Here is a 17,177-nt window from a genome sequence, read left to right on the forward strand (position 1 = left end):
TGAAAAGTGAAAAACGCCCAGGCCTGGGCGTTTTCCCTAACGGGTTTCATGTGAAACATAGCCGTGGGTTTAAAACTTAACGACAGGGTTTGGCGTCGGCTTTGTCGAACATTTTTTTGAAGGCGGCGCGACGCTTGGCGGCTTGCACGTAATCTTCCGGTTGCGCTTGAATCAGGTAAATGGCATTGCCTTTCGCGCGATCCGTTTGGGTAAATTGAGGTGTTTGCGGGTCATCCACCACCACCGGGCTGATAACGGCGATTTTCAAAGCCGGATCCAGATGTTTCAGCGCCGAGGCGGTGCCGAGAAACTCGTCGCTGTGGAAGGCGCCGTTCAAATGGATGACCTGGGCGCCGGGATTATGCTGCAAGGCGTTGAAAATCGATTCCGCCATGGTGTTGTCGCGCACCAACTGCGCCAGATAGGCCGGATTATGTTCCGGGTCGGTAGTCGATTGCTCGGATTGTCCATGACGGGATTTTGCCAGAAACGCCGCGAATTTGTCCGCATAGGCCGGGTCGCTGTAAAAGGCTTGTTGGGCAATTTGCCGGCGTTCCGCCTCGGTCAACTTGGCGAGATAGGCCTGGCCTTGTCGTCCCACGCAACGGACGGTTTGGGCCGGGGCATTGGCGGCGATGACTGGCAGGAAATGCTGTTTGGCGAACTCGATAATCGGCCGATAACTGCCGGCGTAATTCGACCAGGCTGGGGCTTCTTCAATCAAGGTTTTTTCGCCGATTTCGCCGTCCAGATAACGGTTCAATATGGCTTGTTGGTCGCGATTGAACTGTTCCAGCGACACCACCTGATTCGGGCGTTGCTGATACAGCTTCGCTTGCAATTGGGCTTCAAGCAGATGCGAGGCCTGATTGCCGTGGAATTCGCCGATAAAGACCACATCCACGTCTTTTAGGGAGTCCACCAACGCCTGAAGCGAAATGGGCTGGCCGCTGGTGCTGTCGATGAGTTGATAGTCATACAGTGTCGTCAACGGCGGTACCGGTGCTTCCGGTTTGGGTGACGGTGTTGAGCAGGCGCTCAATAGCAGCGCGCCCACTAGGACGAAAAAAGCGGTGTAATTTGAGCGGTGCCCCATTCAAATCCTATTTCGGCGTAAAGGTAAATTTTTGTCCGGCCAGCGAGGCTTCATACATCAGGCCGCCTTTGGCGATGATGAAGGTCGCCATGCCGCGATAATAGTCAGCGGAGGTGCGGGCGTTGTTTTGCCCGCCGCTGACGGAAGCGCCGGTGCCTTTTGTGCCGGCTTCAGCCGAAGCCCCCGCTGTAATCGCGACAACGGTCGCTTGGGCACTGAATTCAAAGTTGCCACTGGTGAATTCGTCATAGGCGCGCTGATCTTCAAAAAAGATGATCTGGCTATAAGCTTGTCCGCCCAGTTGGAAGCCGACGGAGGCTTGTGCCATGCTGGTGGTGCCCATGTATTTATGGTGTTGGTATACGCGCCCCTCGCCGTAGGCACCGCCCACGATAAAACCGCCTTTGCCGATGGTTGGGAAAACCGCATAACCATAGGCGCTCTTGAAGTAAGGCTGTGGTGCTTTGGCCTCACGGAACATATCGACGGTTTCGCGGTATTCATCCGCCCAGGCCTGGGCGGAAACGCCTAATGCGCTGAATATAAACACGAATGGAATCAGTAAGTGACGCATGATGGTATATCCTTCAACGATGAATTTTTTGTTCGATTGTGGGGTATTATCCGAATCTCGACGAATAAACACAACTGGAAAGTCTGAAAACCTTATGAAGATGCCACCGCGGAAAGGCGAAAACAGAGAGCAACATTGGTTCAGAGAGCAACATTGGTTGGAAAATGCCCCTAGCCAAAAAATATAGAGGCCTGGGCATTTTTCAGAGAACTTAAATCAATCCCCGCGCATGGCATGGAATGATTTCATAGCGCAGTTTGACCTTGGGCACCGCTTCTTTCAAGTGCTGTAAAACACTCGGATAATCGGCCAAGGTGGTTTGGATGTCCAGCACCATTTTCACCTGATAACCGGAGACCTTTTCTTGGGTACCCTGCAAGGTTTGTTGCTGGTGATAGGAATTCACTTCATACAGGTGAAACGGCACCGCCGGATTATAGGTCAGTAATTGATCCGTCAAATCATGGTGCCATTTGCGGTCGATGATCAATTGCAGACGGACCGCGTCCTGCGGATGAGTTGAGTGCGTCATGGCGTTCATTCCGTCACCTCCTTGGCTGGTTTCATATCAAGCGACCCCAAGCCGAATCGGCGATAGATGATTGGCAGAATCATCAGGGTCAACAGGGTGGATGTCATCAAGCCGCCGATGACCACGATGGCCAAGGGGCGCTGAATTTCCGAGCCGGGGCCGGTCGCGAGGACCAGCGGTACCAAGCCCAACGCGGCGATGGAGGCGGTCATCAGAACCGGCCGCAGACGTCGCAAGGCGCCTTCCACCACCGCCTCGGAGATGGCCAAACCGTTGGCAATCAACTGGTTGAAGTAGCTGATCATCACCACACCGTTCAAGACCGCGATGCCGAGCAGGGCGATGAAGCCAACCGAGGCCGGGACCGACAAATACTCGCCGGTGATCCACAGCGCCAGGATGCCGCCGATCAGCGCGAACGGAATGTTGACCAGTACCATCAAGGCCTGTGTCATCGACTGGAAGGTACTGAACAGGATAATGAAAATCAGTACCAGGGCGATAGGCACCACCACGCCGAGTTTGGCGGCCGCGCGTTGTTGGTTCTCGAACTGGCCGCCCCACTCGAAGTAATAGCCGGCCGGGACGTTCATGGCCGCCGCTTCCAATTTGGCGTCTTCCACGAAGCTCACCAAATCGCGGCCTGAGACGTTGGCGATCACCGTCGCGTAGCGTTTACCTTGTTCACGGCTCACCGAAACCGGCCCGGAAATTTCCTCGGCGTCCACCAACTGATTCAAAAGCACGGTACGCCCGTCGGACAGACTGATGGGTTGTTGCAGCATTTCGATTTTCGATTGCTTGGTCGATTCCGGGCCACGGATAATGAGCGGCGTCTGACGAATGCCTTCGTAAATGATGCCGACCGGCAGTCCCTCGACCTGAGTGCGGAGCAATTCTTCGACATCAGAGACGGTCAAGCCTAAACGTCCGGCCATCAGACGATTCACCTTCAATTGCAGATAACGCGACCCTTCATTACGCGGCGTGTAAACGTCCACCGCGCCCGGTAGGGTTTTGACGCGCTCCACCAAGGTATCAGCCAGTTGGTTCAGGGTGCCCTGCGATTCGCCGAAAATCTTGATGGCGATGTCACCCCGTGCGCCGGTCAGCATTTCGTCCACCCGCATTTGAATTGGCTGGGTAAAGGCGAAATTAATGCCCGGGAATTGCTGTTCCATCACCGTACGAATGGCGTCGATCAATTCTTCTTTGGTGTCCATGCGCCACTCGTCTTTCGGCTTCAGGACCATGAAGGTATCGGTGTCGTTCAAGCTCATCGGATCCAAGCCCAGTTCATCTGAACCGACACGGGCGACGATACGGGTGATTTCCGGCACTTCGGCCATCAATTTTTTCTGGATGCGCAAATCCATCCGCACCGTTTCTTTTAAGCCGATGGATGGAATCTTTTCAATTTGCAGAATAATGTTGCCTTCGTCCATCTGCGGCATAAAGGTTTTTCCGACTTGGGTATAAACAAACCCGGCGAATGCCAGAGCACCGACAGCCAGGCCGATGACCAGTTTATCGTGGGCTAGGCTCCACGTCAGAGCTGGGCGATAGACTTGTGTCAGTTTGCGAATCAACCAAGGCTCTTGATGGGAGGGTTTACCCAAAATAAACGAAGCGAGTGTTGGGATGACCGTTAAGGAAAGCAGCAAGGAACTGCCGAGCGCGAAGATAATCGTCAGGGCCACCGGCACGAACAGTTTGCCTTCCAAGCCTTCCAGTGTCAGCAATGGCAGGAAGACGGTCATGATAATCAGAATCCCCGACACCACCGGCACCATCACTTCCTGCAAAGCGCGGTAAATCAGGTGTAGCTTCGGCAAACCGGCGCGGTCTTTTTCCTGAGTGGTGACGATGTTTTCCACCACCACGACGGCGGCATCGACCAGCATCCCCACCGCGATGGCCAGCCCGCCCAATGACATGAGGTTGGCCGACAGGCCGTACAGGTTCATCAGAATGAACGTCATTAAGGCCGACAGCGGTAAAATCAGCGCCACCGTGATGGCCGCGCGCAAGTTGCCCAGGAATAGCAGCAGAACCAATACGACAAGGACGACCGCTTCCACTAAGGCTTTGGAAACGGTGTAAATGGCGCGGTCTACCAAAGCACTCCGGCTGTAGAATGGATTGATACTGATGCCATGGGGCAATGCTGACTTCAGTTCTTCAAGGCGCTCTGTCACGCCTTGAATGACTTCTTTGGCATTGGCACCGCGCAGAGCGATGACTAAGCCTTGAACCGCTTCGCTTTCGCCATTGGTGGTGACGGCCCCGTTACGATACAGGGAATCGATTTTGACATCGGCGAGGTCTTTGACTGTGACCGACACCTCGTTCTGATAGGAAACCACGATGTTTTCGATGTCTTCCACCGAGGTCAAGTTGCCTTCGGTCCGCACCAACAGCACTTCTTCCCCTTGGTTCAGGCGACCGGCCCCGTCGTTCTGGTTATTTTGACGCACGGCGTCGGCCAGCTCGGAAAGTGTGATTTCATAGGCTTGCAGTTTTTCGAAGTTGGGTTGCACGCTGAACACTTTGACGAAACCGCCCAGCGAGTTGACGTCCGCCACGCCCGGCACCGAACGCAGTGCGGGACGAATTACCCAATCCAGCAAACCACGTTTTTCCTGGTTGTTGAGAGTGTCGCCGTCAATGGTGAACATGAAGACGTCACTTAACGGAGTCGACAAGGGAGAAATCCCGCCCGACACGCCGGCGGGTAAATCGACATTGCCGAGTCGTTCCGCGACCTGTTGGCGGGCCCAGTAGACATCAGTGCCTTCTTCGAAGTCCAGTGTGATGTCGGCAATGGCGTATTTCGCCAGCGAGCGCAGGCTGGTTTGGTTCGGAATACCGAGCAACTCCATTTCCAATGGCGCGATGATGCGTTGTTCCACTTCATTTGGGGTCATGCCCGGTGCTTTCAAAATGATTTTCACCTGTACCGGCGAGACGTCCGGAAAAGCGTCAATGGGCGTTTTCTGAAACGCCATCCAGCCGCCGGAGACGATGCCGAAAATCAGCAACACCACCAGCATGCGCTGAGTGAGGAAAAATTGAACGATGCGATTCATTTATTCGCCTCCTTCGGCCGTTTCCAGAAGCCCTTTGACGGCCGCGGTGCTTTCAATCAAGAGTTCGGCATTGGCCGGCAAAGGTGCGGCGGTGGTGAAATACAAGCGATCACCGGTGATGTTTTTCACCTCAATCGGCAGCACTTGAATGCGGGTGCCTTGGCGCAGGTAAACCACGTCCTGGCCGTCGTAACGGCTGATGGCACCGCGCGGGATGACGTACAGCGGCGTATTCGGCTCGGCTTCAAACAGGAAGCTTAAAGTCACCAACTGGCCGGGACGCAACTGATGGTTTTCATTCGTGAACTCGATGTGGACGTTCATGGTTTGCGTCATCGGGTCGCTGAAATTGGGGATGTATTCGATTTCACCCACCAAGTCCAAAGAGACCAGTTGTGCTTTCTGCTTAAGCGAAAGTTGGTTGGCGGCTTGAAGCGGCACGCGTGACTCCACCACGATCGGTTCGATTTGGCCGATGGAGATAATCGCTTGATTGGTGGTCAGGCGTTGCCCCACTCGGATTTGCAAATCGAACAGTTCGCCATCCACCGGCGCGGTGATTTGCACCACGGCGGGCTGCAATTTATGGCTTTTTTCCAAGGCGTCGATGGCGTTTGGCGCCATGCCAAGTAAAGCCAAATCTTGACGTTGCTGGCGTTGAATTTGCCGGATTTTTTTCAGGTCCGCTTCCGCCAACTGGTATTTCTTGGCGGAGACCACACCGGTCTTCATTAGCTTGGCGGCTCGGTTCAGTTCCGACTGCGCCGCTTGCAGGTCCGACAGGGTGTTGAGGTAATTTTTCTGGGCGTTCAACAACTCCGGGCTTTGCAATTCGGCAATGACCTCCCCGGTTTGAATCGGGCCGTGGATGTGAATGATTTTGGTCACCAGGCCGGACAAAGGAGCCGTCACCAAAAACGTCTGGTTGGGTGGAATGATGGCTTCACCCGGGTAAGTCACGCCCGGATAGGCACTGACCGACTCGACCACGGCGGATTGAAAACCGAGCGAGGCTTGTTTCTCGGCACTGACCTCAATGGACGTGGCCGAAGCGGTTTGCCAGAACAGCACGGCGCCGAGTGAAACGGCTCCGAGGCTCAGGGTACGAAAAGCGGATGTCAGGGATTGGATGGATGGCTTCATTTCAGGCGAACTCCCAAGGCTTGATTCAGGTTGGCGATGGCTTCCAGGCGGTTCAGCCGGGCCAGTTTAAAATTCAATTTGTCTTCAAAATACTGTTGTTTCATCTGCAAGAGGTTCTGGATGGAGGTTTCCCCTTCTTGATAGGCCGTTTGCGCCAAGCGCATGGCTTCTTCCGCCAAGGCATTTTGCTCGGCCGCCAGTGTTTCGTTTTTTTGTGCGGCTTGCAGGCTTTGGCGTGCCTGGAATTGATCCATTTCCAGCTGCTGCTTCACGCGGGCCAGCGCCATTTGGCTTTGTGAAAGCTGCTGGCGTTGTTCGGCAATGCGCGTTGGAGCCATTGGATTACTACCGATGGGAATGCGAATTTCGGCGATGAGAATATTGTTGTCGGCGGTTTGGTCGTCGCGTTCGTTTTTCGCCGCCAGATACAGATTCGGGTTGCTGTGGCGGCTGGCTTCGACCAAGTCCAAACGCGCTTGTTCGGTTTTCTGGCGGGCGGCCAGGGATTGCACGTCCGGGTGGTTATCGAGCTCCGGTGCGGACGCCACCAAGGTTTCCGCCAAGGGCGAGGGCAATTCGGTCTGTTGTGTCCAGAATTGGTAATGCTGCAGCGCGACGTCATAATCGGCCTGCAATTGCGTCAGGCGTTTTTCCGCGTCATAGAGGGATTTCTGCGCCAGCAGCAAATCGAATTTCGGGCTTTCGCCAGCGTCGACTTTTTGTTGCACCAAATCCACCAGCGCTTGAGTTTGTTGCAGGTTTTTGCGACCGAACTTGAGGCGCATGGCGGCTTTTTTGGTTTGCCACACCACTTGACGAAGTTGCTTGGAGGCCATTAACGCCAATTGCGCTTGCCCGGCTTGGGTTTGCTGTTGGTAGCCGTCGCCGATGGCCGACTGATGACCGGACTGACCGGGCCACCAAATCGGGAAGGTGGCACCGCCTTCCCAGGAACGGAAGCCCTGGTCGCCGGTCAAACCGTCGTTTTCGTGCTTCAAGTTCAGTTCGACTTCTCCGGGAATCCAGCTGTCCGCGGCCTGACGATTGGCGTTCGACAAGGCTTGATAGTCGCTCAGTTGTTGTGTTTCCGGCAATTTGGCCATGACGTTGGGCAGCAGTTCACTGTACGTCACCGCCCAGCCGAAAGAGGAGTAGGCACTCAGCCCCAGCAGTAACCAAAACGCTTTCATAGTTCACCCTATGGTTGATTGAATGACGCTATCTTAGAAAAGGAAACTGAATTGAAGCTGAAAAAACGAAAAAAGTTAAAAAAAAGCCAACGGCCCGGTTAAGAAGGGCTTAATCACGATAATCGCCAGGCCTGGTGATTTTGACGATTCAATCGGGGGTTACTTACAGAGGTTACTTAATGACTGGAAAAATGCATGTGGTCGTCGTTGCCCCATTTTTTCAAAGCGGCTTCGGCGGCGTCGATGGCGTTGTCCGGTAGCGCCAGAAAGGTGCGGGCGTGTTCGAAACTCTGTTGCAGCTCTTCGGTCATGTAATGGTCGGAAAAGGTTTTGAACACCAGGTAGTTGGCGACCTGAATGAGGGCCACCATTTTGGCGACGTTCGGCGAATAAGCTTGCACGCTTTCCAGCTCGTTCTGGTGGTGTAGCAGCAAGGATTTGCTGAGCAAATCGCTGAGATGCCAGCGCCGGGCAATGACGCTGCCGACAAAGGTATGCGCCGTTTGATAATGTTCGAATTCGGCCTGGTAGCCGCTGAAAGGTTCGTTGAGCTGGGCGTTCAGGTAGGTTTCGGCATAATGGTCGAAGTCATGACGCATGATGAAGATGGCGCCGATGTCCTGCATAAAGGCAATCAAGTAGGCTTCGGTGCGGTTGATTTCATTCACCCAATACGACAGTTCCGCCGCGGCCAGGCCGGAGCGCATGCTGTGGAGAATGATTTTGCGGTCTTGGTCGCTGGTAGGCAGCTGCTTTTTGAGGTAGGTGCTGAGAAACAGGTGTTGAATTTCCTGCAATCCCAGCAGATTGACCGCCGCCAGAGGTTCGAGAATAAGATCGTCCTGCGGCCGGTTCAGCACCTTGTTGGTCAGGCTGAGGAAATCGCCGAGCAGTTCCGGGTGTTTGGAAATCAAATGGGCGATATCGCTGGCATTGGGTTGCTCGGCGCCCATGAGTTCTTCGAGCTGGTAGATTTCCGGCGGCACCGTTTCCACTTTGATTTGCTGGATGAGTTGGGTGGCCTGATCCATCCCGAGCTTCATTTCGATTTTCATGTCGCTTCTCCTCAACACCTGGCATCATCATAGCCGAAGCCGATGGTCTGTCAAAGCAAAATTGCCAACCGCCGCCCGGAAGCGGTTCTAAAAGGTCAAAGTGACTTTCAAGCCGCCGTGCTGGGACGTATCAAACTGTGTCGTAATGTTATAAGCCTCGGCAATCTGTTTGACGATGGAGAGCCCAATGCCGTGGCCGTCCACCGATTCGTCCAAGCGGTGACCGCGGGTTTGGATGGCGTCGAGTTGTTCGGTGGGCACGCCGTCGCCATTGTCTTCGATAATGACGGTCGGTTGCGTGTCGGAGTGAATGTCGATAAAGACTTCGCCGTGGCCGAACTTGGCGGCGTTATCGAGCAAATTGCCCAGCAGTTCGAAGCCGTCTTCCTTCTCCATCGGTAAATGTGCGTCGGGTGTGTCCGCACCCTTGAGTTGGAAGCGGGTTTGCGGGTACAGCTGCTGTAAGGAGTCCATCAAATCCGGTAGATGCTCGGACAGGGAAAAGGGTTGGACCGAAAGGGTGTCCGAGGCGAGGCGGGCTTTTTGCAGTTCGCTCTCGATTCGGGCGTGAATTTTCTGTGCCTGATCTTTCAAGGTGGCTTTCAGTTCGGCGTGCGGCGTCAACGCCGGGTCTTCCAATAACTGGTAAATGAGGTTCAGCGGCGTTTTCAGGCTGTGCGCCAGATTGGCATTGGACTGTCGCGATTTCTGCAATTGGGTGCTGGCGCTGAGAATGGCCTGATTGAGGCTGTTGATCAGTTCGCTGACTTCCGAGGGATAATCGGCCGGGTCCAATTGTGTCGCTTCACCTTTTTGCAGATTGGCGAGAGCCACCTGAATCGGTTCCAGACGTTTGAAGCCTTTGCGCAGTAAATGTCGTTGACTCAAATACAGTAAAGCCAATGTAATCAAAGCAAACAGGCCGACCATAATGTCGAAGACTTTTAAGGTGCGCTGAATGGGGCTGTGGTCTTCGGCGACGTACAGGATCATCGGTTGACCTTGGTAGTCGCCGACGAACCGCCGGACCAGAAGGGTGCTTTCCGCGGGCCCCTTGGTTTCATAATGGCTGATGGCGTACGGGCTTTTTTTGAGGTACAGCGGGTAATCGGTCAAAGAGAGCGATTTGAGTAAATGGTCGCCGAGCTGGATGACAAAGTAGTGTCCGGAGTCGGGTTGCGCGTAAATCGGGTTGATGGCGTCGTAATCGACTGCCGGCATCTGGTTGCCTTGACCGCTGCGGTTGAGGTGTTTTTCAATCGACAAGGTGTCGTGTTCCAAGCGCGTCAGGATGTAATCTTCGGTCAAGTGGTGAATGGTGAACACCGACAGCCACCAGAAAATCAGGAAAATCAGCAGGATGCTGGCGGCCAGCGACAGGTTGAGTTGTTTTTCGATGGATTTCATGTCGCGTCTCCCTGGCCGACAAAACGATACCCCTGGCCGCGCAGGGTCTCAATGGCTTCTTTGCCGAGGTATTGACGCAGTTTGCGAATGTAGACTTCAATGACATTGCTTTCGCGTTCGTGATTGTGGTCGCCGAGGCGTTGCATCAACTGGTCTTTGGAAAACACCCGGTAAGGTTGGTTGAAAAAAGTTTTCAACAGGGCGAACTCGGTTTTGGTCAGGGCGAAGGTGCCGTGCTCGGTTTTTAGTTCACGGCGGTTTAAGTCCAATTCAAAGCCGTTGACCTTGAGCTTATCGTCACGTGTTTGCGCCGGGCGTTTCAGGAGCACTTCGATGCGTGCCAGCAATTCTTCGAAATGGAAAGGTTTGCCGAGATAATCGTCGGCGCCCTTTTTCAATCCTTCCACGCGCTCTTGCCAAGTGTTGCGGGCGGTCAAAATCAGCACCGGTGTCGGGTTATGGGCGTCGCGCAGGGTTTCGAGTATCGCCAGCCCCGACTTTTTCGGCAACCCCAAGTCGAGAATAATGAGGTCGTAGTCGTATTCCTCCAGCAGATAGGCCCCTTCCTCTCCATCCAGTGCGGCGTCCACAATGTAACCCGCTTGGCTGAGGTTGGTTTTGAGGCGGTCGACCAACAGGACTTCATCTTCAACGAGCAGTAGTTTTTCCATAATATCCGTCACGGTGTTTCGCGTGTTTTCAGGGTGATGCCGACAAGGCAAATTTATAAAGTACTTTTTATTTTAAAGCTTTTTGAGGTGTTATGGCGAAGGATGTCTGACGGGACTCTGAAGAATAAAAATCGCCAGGCCTGGTGAATTTACGTTCTGGTTTCGGCGGAGATGCCGCCGTTGTCGATGTGCCAGCGGCGGGCGGTTTCCGGGTTGAGGATGGGAATCAGGTCGTCGGCGGTGCTGGTGAGAATGTGCTGGATGTGCAGTAAGTCGAGCAGCTTCAACAGAGTTTCACGGTGCTTGGCGTCCAGTTCGGCCGGAAGGTCGTCGATGAGCATAATGACCGGCTTGCCGCTGTGCTTTTCGTACAGGCTGGCTTGCGCCAACAACAGGGCGCAGACAAACAGTTTTTGTTGGCCGCGGGATAAGGTCATCATGGCGTCCTGGCCGTCAAAGCGGAATTTGATGTCGGCGCGATGGCTGCCGTATTGGGTGTGGCCCTGCAGGGCGTCTTTCGGATAGTGTTCGTCCAGCAATTGGGCGTAACTGTCGGCGCTTTTCGGCCAACCGGATTGATAATGGCAGGCAGGCTGGACGCTGATTTCCGGCATCAGCGCCTGACAGAATTCCACCAGATAAGGCGTCAGGTCGGAGATGTAGGCGGCGCGGATTCGGTCGATTCGCTCGGCGGTGTCAATCAGTTGTTGATCCCACAGACGCGCCTGGTTGGCGGGCAGTTTCCGCTTCAGGGCATGGTTGCGCTGTTTCAAGGCGCGGCGATAGGTGCGCCAAAGGTGGATGAAGTCAGCGTCATGGTGAAAGCAGCCCCAATCCATGAATTGGCGTCGGGCTTTCGGGCCTTCCTCCAAAAGACGGTGGCTTTCGGGGGTGAGCAATTGCACGGGCAGTTTGGCCGCCATTTCCGCTTGGTTGCGCAAGGTTTCGCCATCCACTTTCAAGGTCACTTTGTCGAGGGAACGGGACAGACCGATTTTATGGGGGTGTTCGCCGTCGGAAACTTCGCAAAACAGCACGGTTTCCGTTTGGTCACGTTGGATGAGGTGTTCGGGTTTGGCGGTGCGGAAAGAGCGCCCCGAGGCCAACACCCAGATGGCTTCGATTAAGGCGGTTTTCCCGGCGGCGTTGTCACCGACAATTACATTCAGACCGTCACCGAAGGCCAGGCCAGCCTGGTCGATATTGCGGAAATGGCGAAGTTGTAATTGCTGGATTTTCGACACGATTCACGCTCGTGAAAAAGGGGGCTGGAACAAGATAAGACTGAGCGATTGTCCGGCGCCGGGAGGCGACGCCGGTCGGAAGACTAGAGACGCATTGGCATGATGACGTGCTGGCAATGGCAGGTTTCGTTTTGGGTGTCGACCATGCAGCTGCTGTTGGCGTCTTTCATGTACAGGGTGACGGCTTCTTCGTGCATGGAATTCAGCACGTCCAATAGATAGTTGACGTTGAAGCCGATTTCCATTTCGGTGCCGTTGTAGTCAATCGCCATGTCTTCGTGAGATTCGTCCTGATCGGAGTTTTGCGCGTGTACCGCCAACAAGTTTTGCGTTAACGCCAAGCGGATGCCTTTGAACTTGTCGTTCGACAGGATGGCGGCACGTTGTAACAGGCTGCGCAACAGTTCGCGGTCGGTTTGCACCAGTTGGTCATTGTGTTGTGGCAAGACGCGTTTGAAGTCCGGGAAGCGACCGTCCACCAGTTTACAGGTGAACACGGTTTCTTCGAATTGGACGGTCAGGTAGTTTTTCGCCAGTGCAAAGGCAATCAGGTTATCGTCGTCGCCAATCAGTTTTTGCAATTCCAACACGCCTTTTCGCGGCAAAATCGCTTGGGTGGCGGTCAGCCCTTCGGTTTCCAACAAGGTGGAACAGGTCGACAAGCGGTGGCCGTCGGTGGCGACGACGCGCAGGGTTTGGTTGCTGATGTCGAACAACATGCCGTTCAGGTAAAAACGGACGTCCTGGCTGGCCATGGCGAAAGCGGTATTGTGAATCAGTTGTTTCAATTGGTTCTGCGCCATGGAGAAGGACAATTCAGTTTGCGTCAAATCGATGGTCGGGAAATCGTCTGCCGGCAAGGTGGAGAGCTTGAAGCGGGAACGGCCGGCCGATAATTGGCAGCGCATTTCTTCAAACTCCAGCAAGATGGTCAGGCCGTCCGGTAGTGAGCGGACGATGCTGATGAGTTTCACCGCCGGCAGGGTGACGCTGAAATCGCCGTCGCTGCTTTCCAGCTCGGTCGTGGCACGGGTTTCGATTTCCAGATCCGATGCGGTCACGGTCAAGGTATTCTGGTTCACTTGAAACAGGATGTTGGCCAGAATCGGCATCGTTTGACGTTTTTCGACCACGCCGCCGACCGTTTGAAGAACTTTTAAAAGATTCTCGCGGGAAAGACTGATTTTCATCTCAATACCTTTGCAATATGAAGTTTGACGTTGGGTCTAATTATGCCAATATTTCCGACATTTATGTATAGAAACCCAAGAAAAATTTTAAATATTTTTACCAATGTTTTGACGGCGCTGGAGCGACCTTAGTTCGTAATAATCCGAACCAGGCTGTTGAAGTCCTCTTCCACGCGGTGGTCGGTTTCTTTGAGCTCGTTGATTTTCCGCACCGCGTGCAATACGGTGGTGTGATCACGTCCACCGAACGCATCGCCGATTTCCGGCAGGCTGTGGCTGGTCAGCTCTTTGGAAATCGCCATCGCCACCTGGCGCGGACGGGCGATATTTCGGGTGCGGCGCTTCGATAATAAATCGGCCACACGGATTTTGTAATAGTCGGCCACGGTTTTCTGGATGTTTTCCAGGGTGATCATTTTTTGCTGCAGCGCTAACAAGTCTTTCAAGGCTTCTTTCGCCAAATCGACGGTGACCATCTGCTGGGTGAATTGTGCAAAAGCGCCGACCCGTTTCAAGGCGCCTTCCAGATCACGAACGTTGCCGCGCAAACGCTTGGCGATGAAAAAGGCCACTTCATCCGGCAGCAAGAAGCCGAATTCACCGGCTTTTTTCATCAAAATGGCCACCCGCATTTCGAATTCCGGGGGTTCGACGGCGATGGTCAAGCCCCAGCCGAAGCGGGATTTCAAGCGGTCTTCCAAACCGTCCACCTCCTTCGGAAAACGGTCACTGGTGAGGATGACCTGCTTATTGCCTTCCAACAGGGTGTTGAAGGTATGAAAAAACTCTTCCTGCGACTGTTCCTTTTTGGCGAAGAACTGGATGTCATCGATCAACAGGGCGTCGAGCGAACGGTAAAAGCGTTTGAATTCGTCGATTTTATTGTGGCGCAAGGCATTGACCATGTCGGCCACGAAACGCTCGGAGTGCAGATATACCACGCGGGAGTCGGGGTTGCGGCGAATCAATTCATTACCGATGGCGTGCATTAAGTGGGTTTTACCCAGGCCTACGCCGCCGTAAATGAAAAACGGGTTGTAGCTGCCGCCCGGGTTGTCGGCCACTTGGCGTGCGGCCGCGGCGGCCAGCTGGTTGGCTTTACCTTCTACGAAAGTGTCGAAGGTGAAATTGGTGTTGAGGTTGTGCTTGATGGATTTTTTGGTGCCGCTGTCGCCTTGGGTGCTCTTGGCTTGGGCGGCCGGTTCCACGTCTTGCTTGGTTTCCGGGGTTTCGCGCAGGGCCTGTGGAACCGAGCTCACTTCCGGTTCGTCGAAACTGTCGAGGGCGTAATCGCCGACTTCCAGCGTCACTTCCGGTGGATTGACCGGTGCGACCAGGCCGACGGCCTGTTTGATTTCACCGAAGAGTTTTTTATTCACCCAGTCCAGAATGAAGCCGGACGGCGCGACCAGACGAATACGTCGGGCGTCTTCCATGGCTTCCAGCGGGCTGATCCAGGTTTGCATCTGCTGTTCGTTCAGAACAGCTTCCAGTTGTTTTAAGACTTGTGGCCAAAGCGGTGTTGTCAAAACGAGTACCCATTCCGTTCCGAAGAAAATGGAAAAGGAGAGAGCTTTGCACGAGATAGTTACACGAGTAAAAATGGCTAAAATCCGTCTGATTTTTGTTGAAAAACTGGCTAATAGCTCGCTATTAGCTGCGTTTTCCGCCTCAATCAGCCAAATTTTCTCTCATTTTTTCTTCGCGTCCTACTCGTGCAAAGCTCTCAAGGAGCCTTTCCTCGGACGGATTTTATTCATTATTATGGTTGATTCATTTAAAACGCTCGGAAAACGTTTGTTCATGAAAGTGTGGCCGACCGGTTGGAAACCTTACCGAAACCGGCGGCAAAAGCGCGCCCATTCGGCGGCCAAAAAACTAACGGCGATTATACCTGTGAATAACTTTAAAAAACAGTCGTTGCCTGTGGATAACTTGTTGAGAAAGGGTGTGGATAAATCGGGTTGTAGTGATATTATTTTATTGAAATAATTCAATTTTTTATGGTTTTTAAAATTAAATAAAAAAATTCGAAGTCAGGGCATCTCGACTAACCGACGATGGATTCTGGCAACGCCAAATTTGTCAGATCAAGGCGTGAAGTTGAAGCAATGTTTAGACCTTGCAAAACTTCGCAACGCAGAGCTGATAAATTTGGCTAAGCCCCTTCGGGCGGGGCTTAAAGACCACTTCTTCAGTGTTGTGCGCCTTGACCTTAGAATGACTAAGGTCGGCGACGCACGCCTAGAATAAGTAGCCTTTAAGGCCCGCAGAATCGCATCGAGGGTTAGTCGAGATGCCCTTCAGAATTTGTAGCCACTCAGAACCAGAACATTTTGATTGCGAGGATGATCAGTAGGATGCCGAAGACGCGTTTCAAAAGCTTGACCGGCAGACGGTGGGTTAAGGCGGCGCCGATGGGTGCGACAAAGAAGCTGGCGACGACAATGCCGAAAAAGGCCGGCCAGTAGATGTAACCGGTGGCGTAAGTGGGCAAATCGGTGGCATTCCAGCCGCCGATGAGGAAGCCCAAAGTGCCCGCCGCCGCGACCGGCAGGCTGCAGGCGGCCGAGGTGGCGATGGCTTGCCGGACCGATACGTTATGCCACACCATATAAGGTGTGTTCAATGCGCCGCCGCCGATGCCGACCAGCGAAGAAATGGCCCCGATAAAGGTGCCGGCTACCGAACGCGCCGCCAGCCCCGGTAATTCACGGTGCGGATTCGGTTGAGCGTCCGTTAGCATTTTAATAGCGATGACCAGTTCGATAACGGCGAAAATCTGTGCGAGGGTATTGGCGTTGAAAAATTGTGATACCCAGCCGCCGAATAAACCGCCCAGTAAAATGCCCGGCGTGAGGGTTTTGACAATGTCCCAGCGGATGGCGTCGTGCTTTTGGTGAGCACGAATCGACGCCACGGCCGTGACCAAAATAGTCGCCATCGAGGTGCCGATGGCCAAGTGCACCAAATGAGGCGTGTGCAGAAAATACACAAACGCCGTGGTCAGCACCGGCACGATGATCAAGCCGCCGCCGATGCCAAGCAGTCCGGCGAAAAAACCGGCGATGACCCCGGTCAGCAGATAGATGGAAAGTTCGATTAACATGGCGGTGAACTATAGCACAGTTTGCCGAAAACGGCCGTTGAAAAGGCTTGAAATACCTTGAGGTTGATTGTGTGTACCGTGATTAGGTGCGGGAATTCGATTTTTGACCAGGCCTGGCCAAAATAATTGATTATCTGGTTGTTATTTAAAAGGGATTCGATTAAAATGCGCGATTCTTTCGAAAGAAGTAATTTTCTAATAGGATTGATATCATGAAACGTACATTTCAACCAAGTGTTATCAAACGCGCTCGTACGCATGGTTTCCGTGCTCGCATGGCAACAAAGAACGGCCGTAAAGTTTTGGCGGCTCGTCGTGCAAAAGGACGTAAGCGTTTGACTGTGTAATCATTCATTTTAATGATTGAGCAGCAGCCACAAAATTCTGATGAGTCGGGTTCGGGGTTAAGTCTAGACAACCTGGAACTCACTCATCACGATTTCTCCCGAAATCACTTTCCCAAGTCCCTTCGACTCCTAAGTCCCAAACAGTTTCAATATGTATTCGCCAAGGCGGAGAAGTTCTCCAATCGCCATTGGACCTTTATCGTTCGTCCGAATGGATTGCCGTATCCACGGCTGGGATTAGCCATCGCCAAGAAACAATTGATGAAATCCGTCTGGCGCAATCGGGTAAAAAGATTGGCGAGAGAGGCATTTCGTCAACATAAACAAGCAGTAAGCGGGTATGATATTGTCGTTTTAGGACGTAGAGGCATGCAGGATGTCGAAAACCGCGTTCTGATCAACAGTTTTGAGCACCTGATCCGGAAAGTGAAGCAGAGTGGTTTGAAAGACGGCAAGCAACGACGCCCGGCCGCAAGACCCTCTGCCGCGAAAAAGCGGCCGGATAAAGCGTGATGCCGACCCGATTCGGC

At 53.5% G+C, this 17,177-nt stretch carries 16 protein-coding genes; 3 read left to right on the forward strand and 13 right to left on the reverse strand.

Translation table 11 applies throughout. The annotated features are described in order from the left end of the window. Window positions 1-76: 76 nt before the first annotated feature. The 12 genes from AYJ59_RS00655 to dnaA all read right to left on the reverse strand — a co-directional run bounded on the left by AYJ59_RS00655 (window position 77) and on the right by dnaA (window position 14,720). Window positions 77-1,096, reverse strand: a complete 1,020-nt coding sequence (locus tag AYJ59_RS00655; protein WP_127119027.1) for a ChaN family lipoprotein — start codon at window positions 1,094-1,096, stop codon at window positions 77-79. Window positions 1,097-1,103: 7 nt separating this feature from the next. Further along, the gene (locus AYJ59_RS00660) at window positions 1,104-1,670 is read right to left on the reverse strand and encodes a YSC84-related protein (RefSeq protein ID WP_127119028.1); all 567 of its coding nucleotides are present in this window, start codon (window positions 1,668-1,670) and stop codon (window positions 1,104-1,106) included. Window positions 1,671-1,881: 211 nt separating this feature from the next. Further along, window positions 1,882-2,202, reverse strand: a complete 321-nt coding sequence (locus AYJ59_RS00665) for a DUF3240 family protein (protein WP_164730707.1) — start codon at window positions 2,200-2,202, stop codon at window positions 1,882-1,884. A gap of 5 nt (window positions 2,203-2,207) precedes the next feature. After that, window positions 2,208-5,291, reverse strand: a complete 3,084-nt coding sequence (locus tag AYJ59_RS00670) for an efflux RND transporter permease subunit (protein WP_127119030.1) — start codon at window positions 5,289-5,291, stop codon at window positions 2,208-2,210. Beyond that, complete coding sequence (locus tag AYJ59_RS00675) at window positions 5,292-6,434, reverse strand: efflux RND transporter periplasmic adaptor subunit (RefSeq protein ID WP_127119031.1); 1,143 nt, start codon at window positions 6,432-6,434, stop codon at window positions 5,292-5,294. It lies immediately after the preceding gene. Further along, window positions 6,431-7,624: a TolC family protein gene (locus AYJ59_RS00680; RefSeq protein ID WP_127119032.1), complete on the reverse strand. Its 1,194-nt coding sequence runs from the start codon at window positions 7,622-7,624 to the stop codon at window positions 6,431-6,433. The genes AYJ59_RS00675 and AYJ59_RS00680 overlap by 4 nt, the downstream gene beginning before the upstream one ends. A gap of 176 nt (window positions 7,625-7,800) precedes the next feature. Beyond that, window positions 7,801-8,679: an HDOD domain-containing protein gene (locus AYJ59_RS00685; protein WP_127119033.1), complete on the reverse strand. Its 879-nt coding sequence runs from the start codon at window positions 8,677-8,679 to the stop codon at window positions 7,801-7,803. A gap of 87 nt (window positions 8,680-8,766) precedes the next feature. Further along, entirely contained in the window at window positions 8,767-10,086 is a 1,320-nt protein-coding gene (locus AYJ59_RS00690) for a sensor histidine kinase (protein ID WP_127119034.1), read from the reverse strand. Further along, entirely contained in the window at window positions 10,083-10,757 is a 675-nt protein-coding gene (locus AYJ59_RS00695; protein ID WP_127119035.1) for a response regulator transcription factor, read from the reverse strand. Before AYJ59_RS00695 ends, AYJ59_RS00690 begins: the two co-directional genes overlap by 4 nt. Window positions 10,758-10,906: 149 nt before the next feature. Next, on the reverse strand, window positions 10,907-12,001 hold the full coding sequence (gene recF, locus AYJ59_RS00700) for a DNA replication/repair protein RecF (RefSeq protein WP_127119036.1): 1,095 nt from the start codon (window positions 11,999-12,001) through the stop codon (window positions 10,907-10,909). A gap of 83 nt (window positions 12,002-12,084) precedes the next feature. Next, entirely contained in the window at window positions 12,085-13,191 is a 1,107-nt protein-coding gene (gene dnaN, locus AYJ59_RS00705) for a DNA polymerase III subunit beta (RefSeq protein WP_029939212.1), read from the reverse strand. Between the two features lie 128 nt (window positions 13,192-13,319). Continuing rightward, window positions 13,320-14,720 (reverse strand): chromosomal replication initiator protein DnaA, encoded by a 1,401-nt coding sequence (gene dnaA, locus AYJ59_RS00710; protein ID WP_127119037.1) that lies wholly within the window; start codon window positions 14,718-14,720, stop codon window positions 13,320-13,322. Between the two features lie 73 nt (window positions 14,721-14,793). Between dnaA and AYJ59_RS00715 the strand changes: the two genes are divergently transcribed. After that, on the forward strand, window positions 14,794-15,183 hold the full coding sequence (locus AYJ59_RS00715; RefSeq protein ID WP_127119038.1) for a hypothetical protein: 390 nt from the start codon (window positions 14,794-14,796) through the stop codon (window positions 15,181-15,183). A 328-nt stretch (window positions 15,184-15,511) separates the two neighbouring features. Here the strand turns inward: AYJ59_RS00715 and AYJ59_RS00720 are convergent, their stop codons facing one another. Further along, window positions 15,512-16,300, reverse strand: a complete 789-nt coding sequence (locus AYJ59_RS00720) for a sulfite exporter TauE/SafE family protein (protein ID WP_127119039.1) — start codon at window positions 16,298-16,300, stop codon at window positions 15,512-15,514. 212 nt (window positions 16,301-16,512) lie between these two features. Here AYJ59_RS00720 and rpmH point away from each other — a divergent pair, with 212 nt between their 5' ends. Next, entirely contained in the window at window positions 16,513-16,647 is a 135-nt protein-coding gene (rpmH, locus tag AYJ59_RS00725) for a 50S ribosomal protein L34 (protein ID WP_024852172.1), read from the forward strand. Between the two features lie 12 nt (window positions 16,648-16,659). After that, entirely contained in the window at window positions 16,660-17,160 is a 501-nt protein-coding gene (rnpA, locus tag AYJ59_RS00730) for a ribonuclease P protein component (protein WP_127119040.1), read from the forward strand. Window positions 17,161-17,177 lie beyond the last annotated feature (17 nt).

The sequence above is a fragment of the Thiomicrospira sp. S5 genome (assembly GCF_003991075.1).
Classification (GTDB): domain Bacteria; phylum Pseudomonadota; class Gammaproteobacteria; order Thiomicrospirales; family Thiomicrospiraceae; genus Hydrogenovibrio; species Hydrogenovibrio thermophilus.

Excerpts from the sequence above, each read along its gene's own strand:
- AYJ59_RS00655 (WP_127119027.1), bottom strand. The coding sequence starts at position 1,096 with ATGGGGCACCGCTCAAATTACACCGCTTTTTTCGTCCTAGTGGGCGCG.
- AYJ59_RS00660 (WP_127119028.1), bottom strand. The coding sequence starts at position 1,670 with ATGCGTCACTTACTGATTCCATTCGTGTTTATATTCAGCGCATTAGGC.
- AYJ59_RS00665 (WP_164730707.1), bottom strand. The coding sequence starts at position 2,202 with ATGACGCACTCAACTCATCCGCAGGACGCGGTCCGTCTGCAATTGATC.
- AYJ59_RS00670 (WP_127119030.1), bottom strand. The coding sequence starts at position 5,291 with ATGAATCGCATCGTTCAATTTTTCCTCACTCAGCGCATGCTGGTGGTG.
- AYJ59_RS00675 (WP_127119031.1), bottom strand. The coding sequence starts at position 6,434 with ATGAAGCCATCCATCCAATCCCTGACATCCGCTTTTCGTACCCTGAGC.
- AYJ59_RS00680 (WP_127119032.1), bottom strand. The coding sequence starts at position 7,624 with ATGAAAGCGTTTTGGTTACTGCTGGGGCTGAGTGCCTACTCCTCTTTC.
- AYJ59_RS00685 (WP_127119033.1), bottom strand. The coding sequence starts at position 8,679 with ATGAAAATCGAAATGAAGCTCGGGATGGATCAGGCCACCCAACTCATC.
- AYJ59_RS00690 (WP_127119034.1), bottom strand. The coding sequence starts at position 10,086 with ATGAAATCCATCGAAAAACAACTCAACCTGTCGCTGGCCGCCAGCATC.
- AYJ59_RS00695 (WP_127119035.1), bottom strand. The coding sequence starts at position 10,757 with ATGGAAAAACTACTGCTCGTTGAAGATGAAGTCCTGTTGGTCGACCGC.
- dnaN (WP_029939212.1), bottom strand. The coding sequence starts at position 13,191 with ATGAAAATCAGTCTTTCCCGCGAGAATCTTTTAAAAGTTCTTCAAACG.
- AYJ59_RS00715 (WP_127119038.1), top strand. The coding sequence starts at position 14,794 with ATGGCTAAAATCCGTCTGATTTTTGTTGAAAAACTGGCTAATAGCTCG.
- AYJ59_RS00720 (WP_127119039.1), bottom strand. The coding sequence starts at position 16,300 with ATGTTAATCGAACTTTCCATCTATCTGCTGACCGGGGTCATCGCCGGT.
- rpmH (WP_024852172.1), top strand. The coding sequence starts at position 16,513 with ATGAAACGTACATTTCAACCAAGTGTTATCAAACGCGCTCGTACGCAT.
- rnpA (WP_127119040.1), top strand. The coding sequence starts at position 16,660 with ATGATTGAGCAGCAGCCACAAAATTCTGATGAGTCGGGTTCGGGGTTA.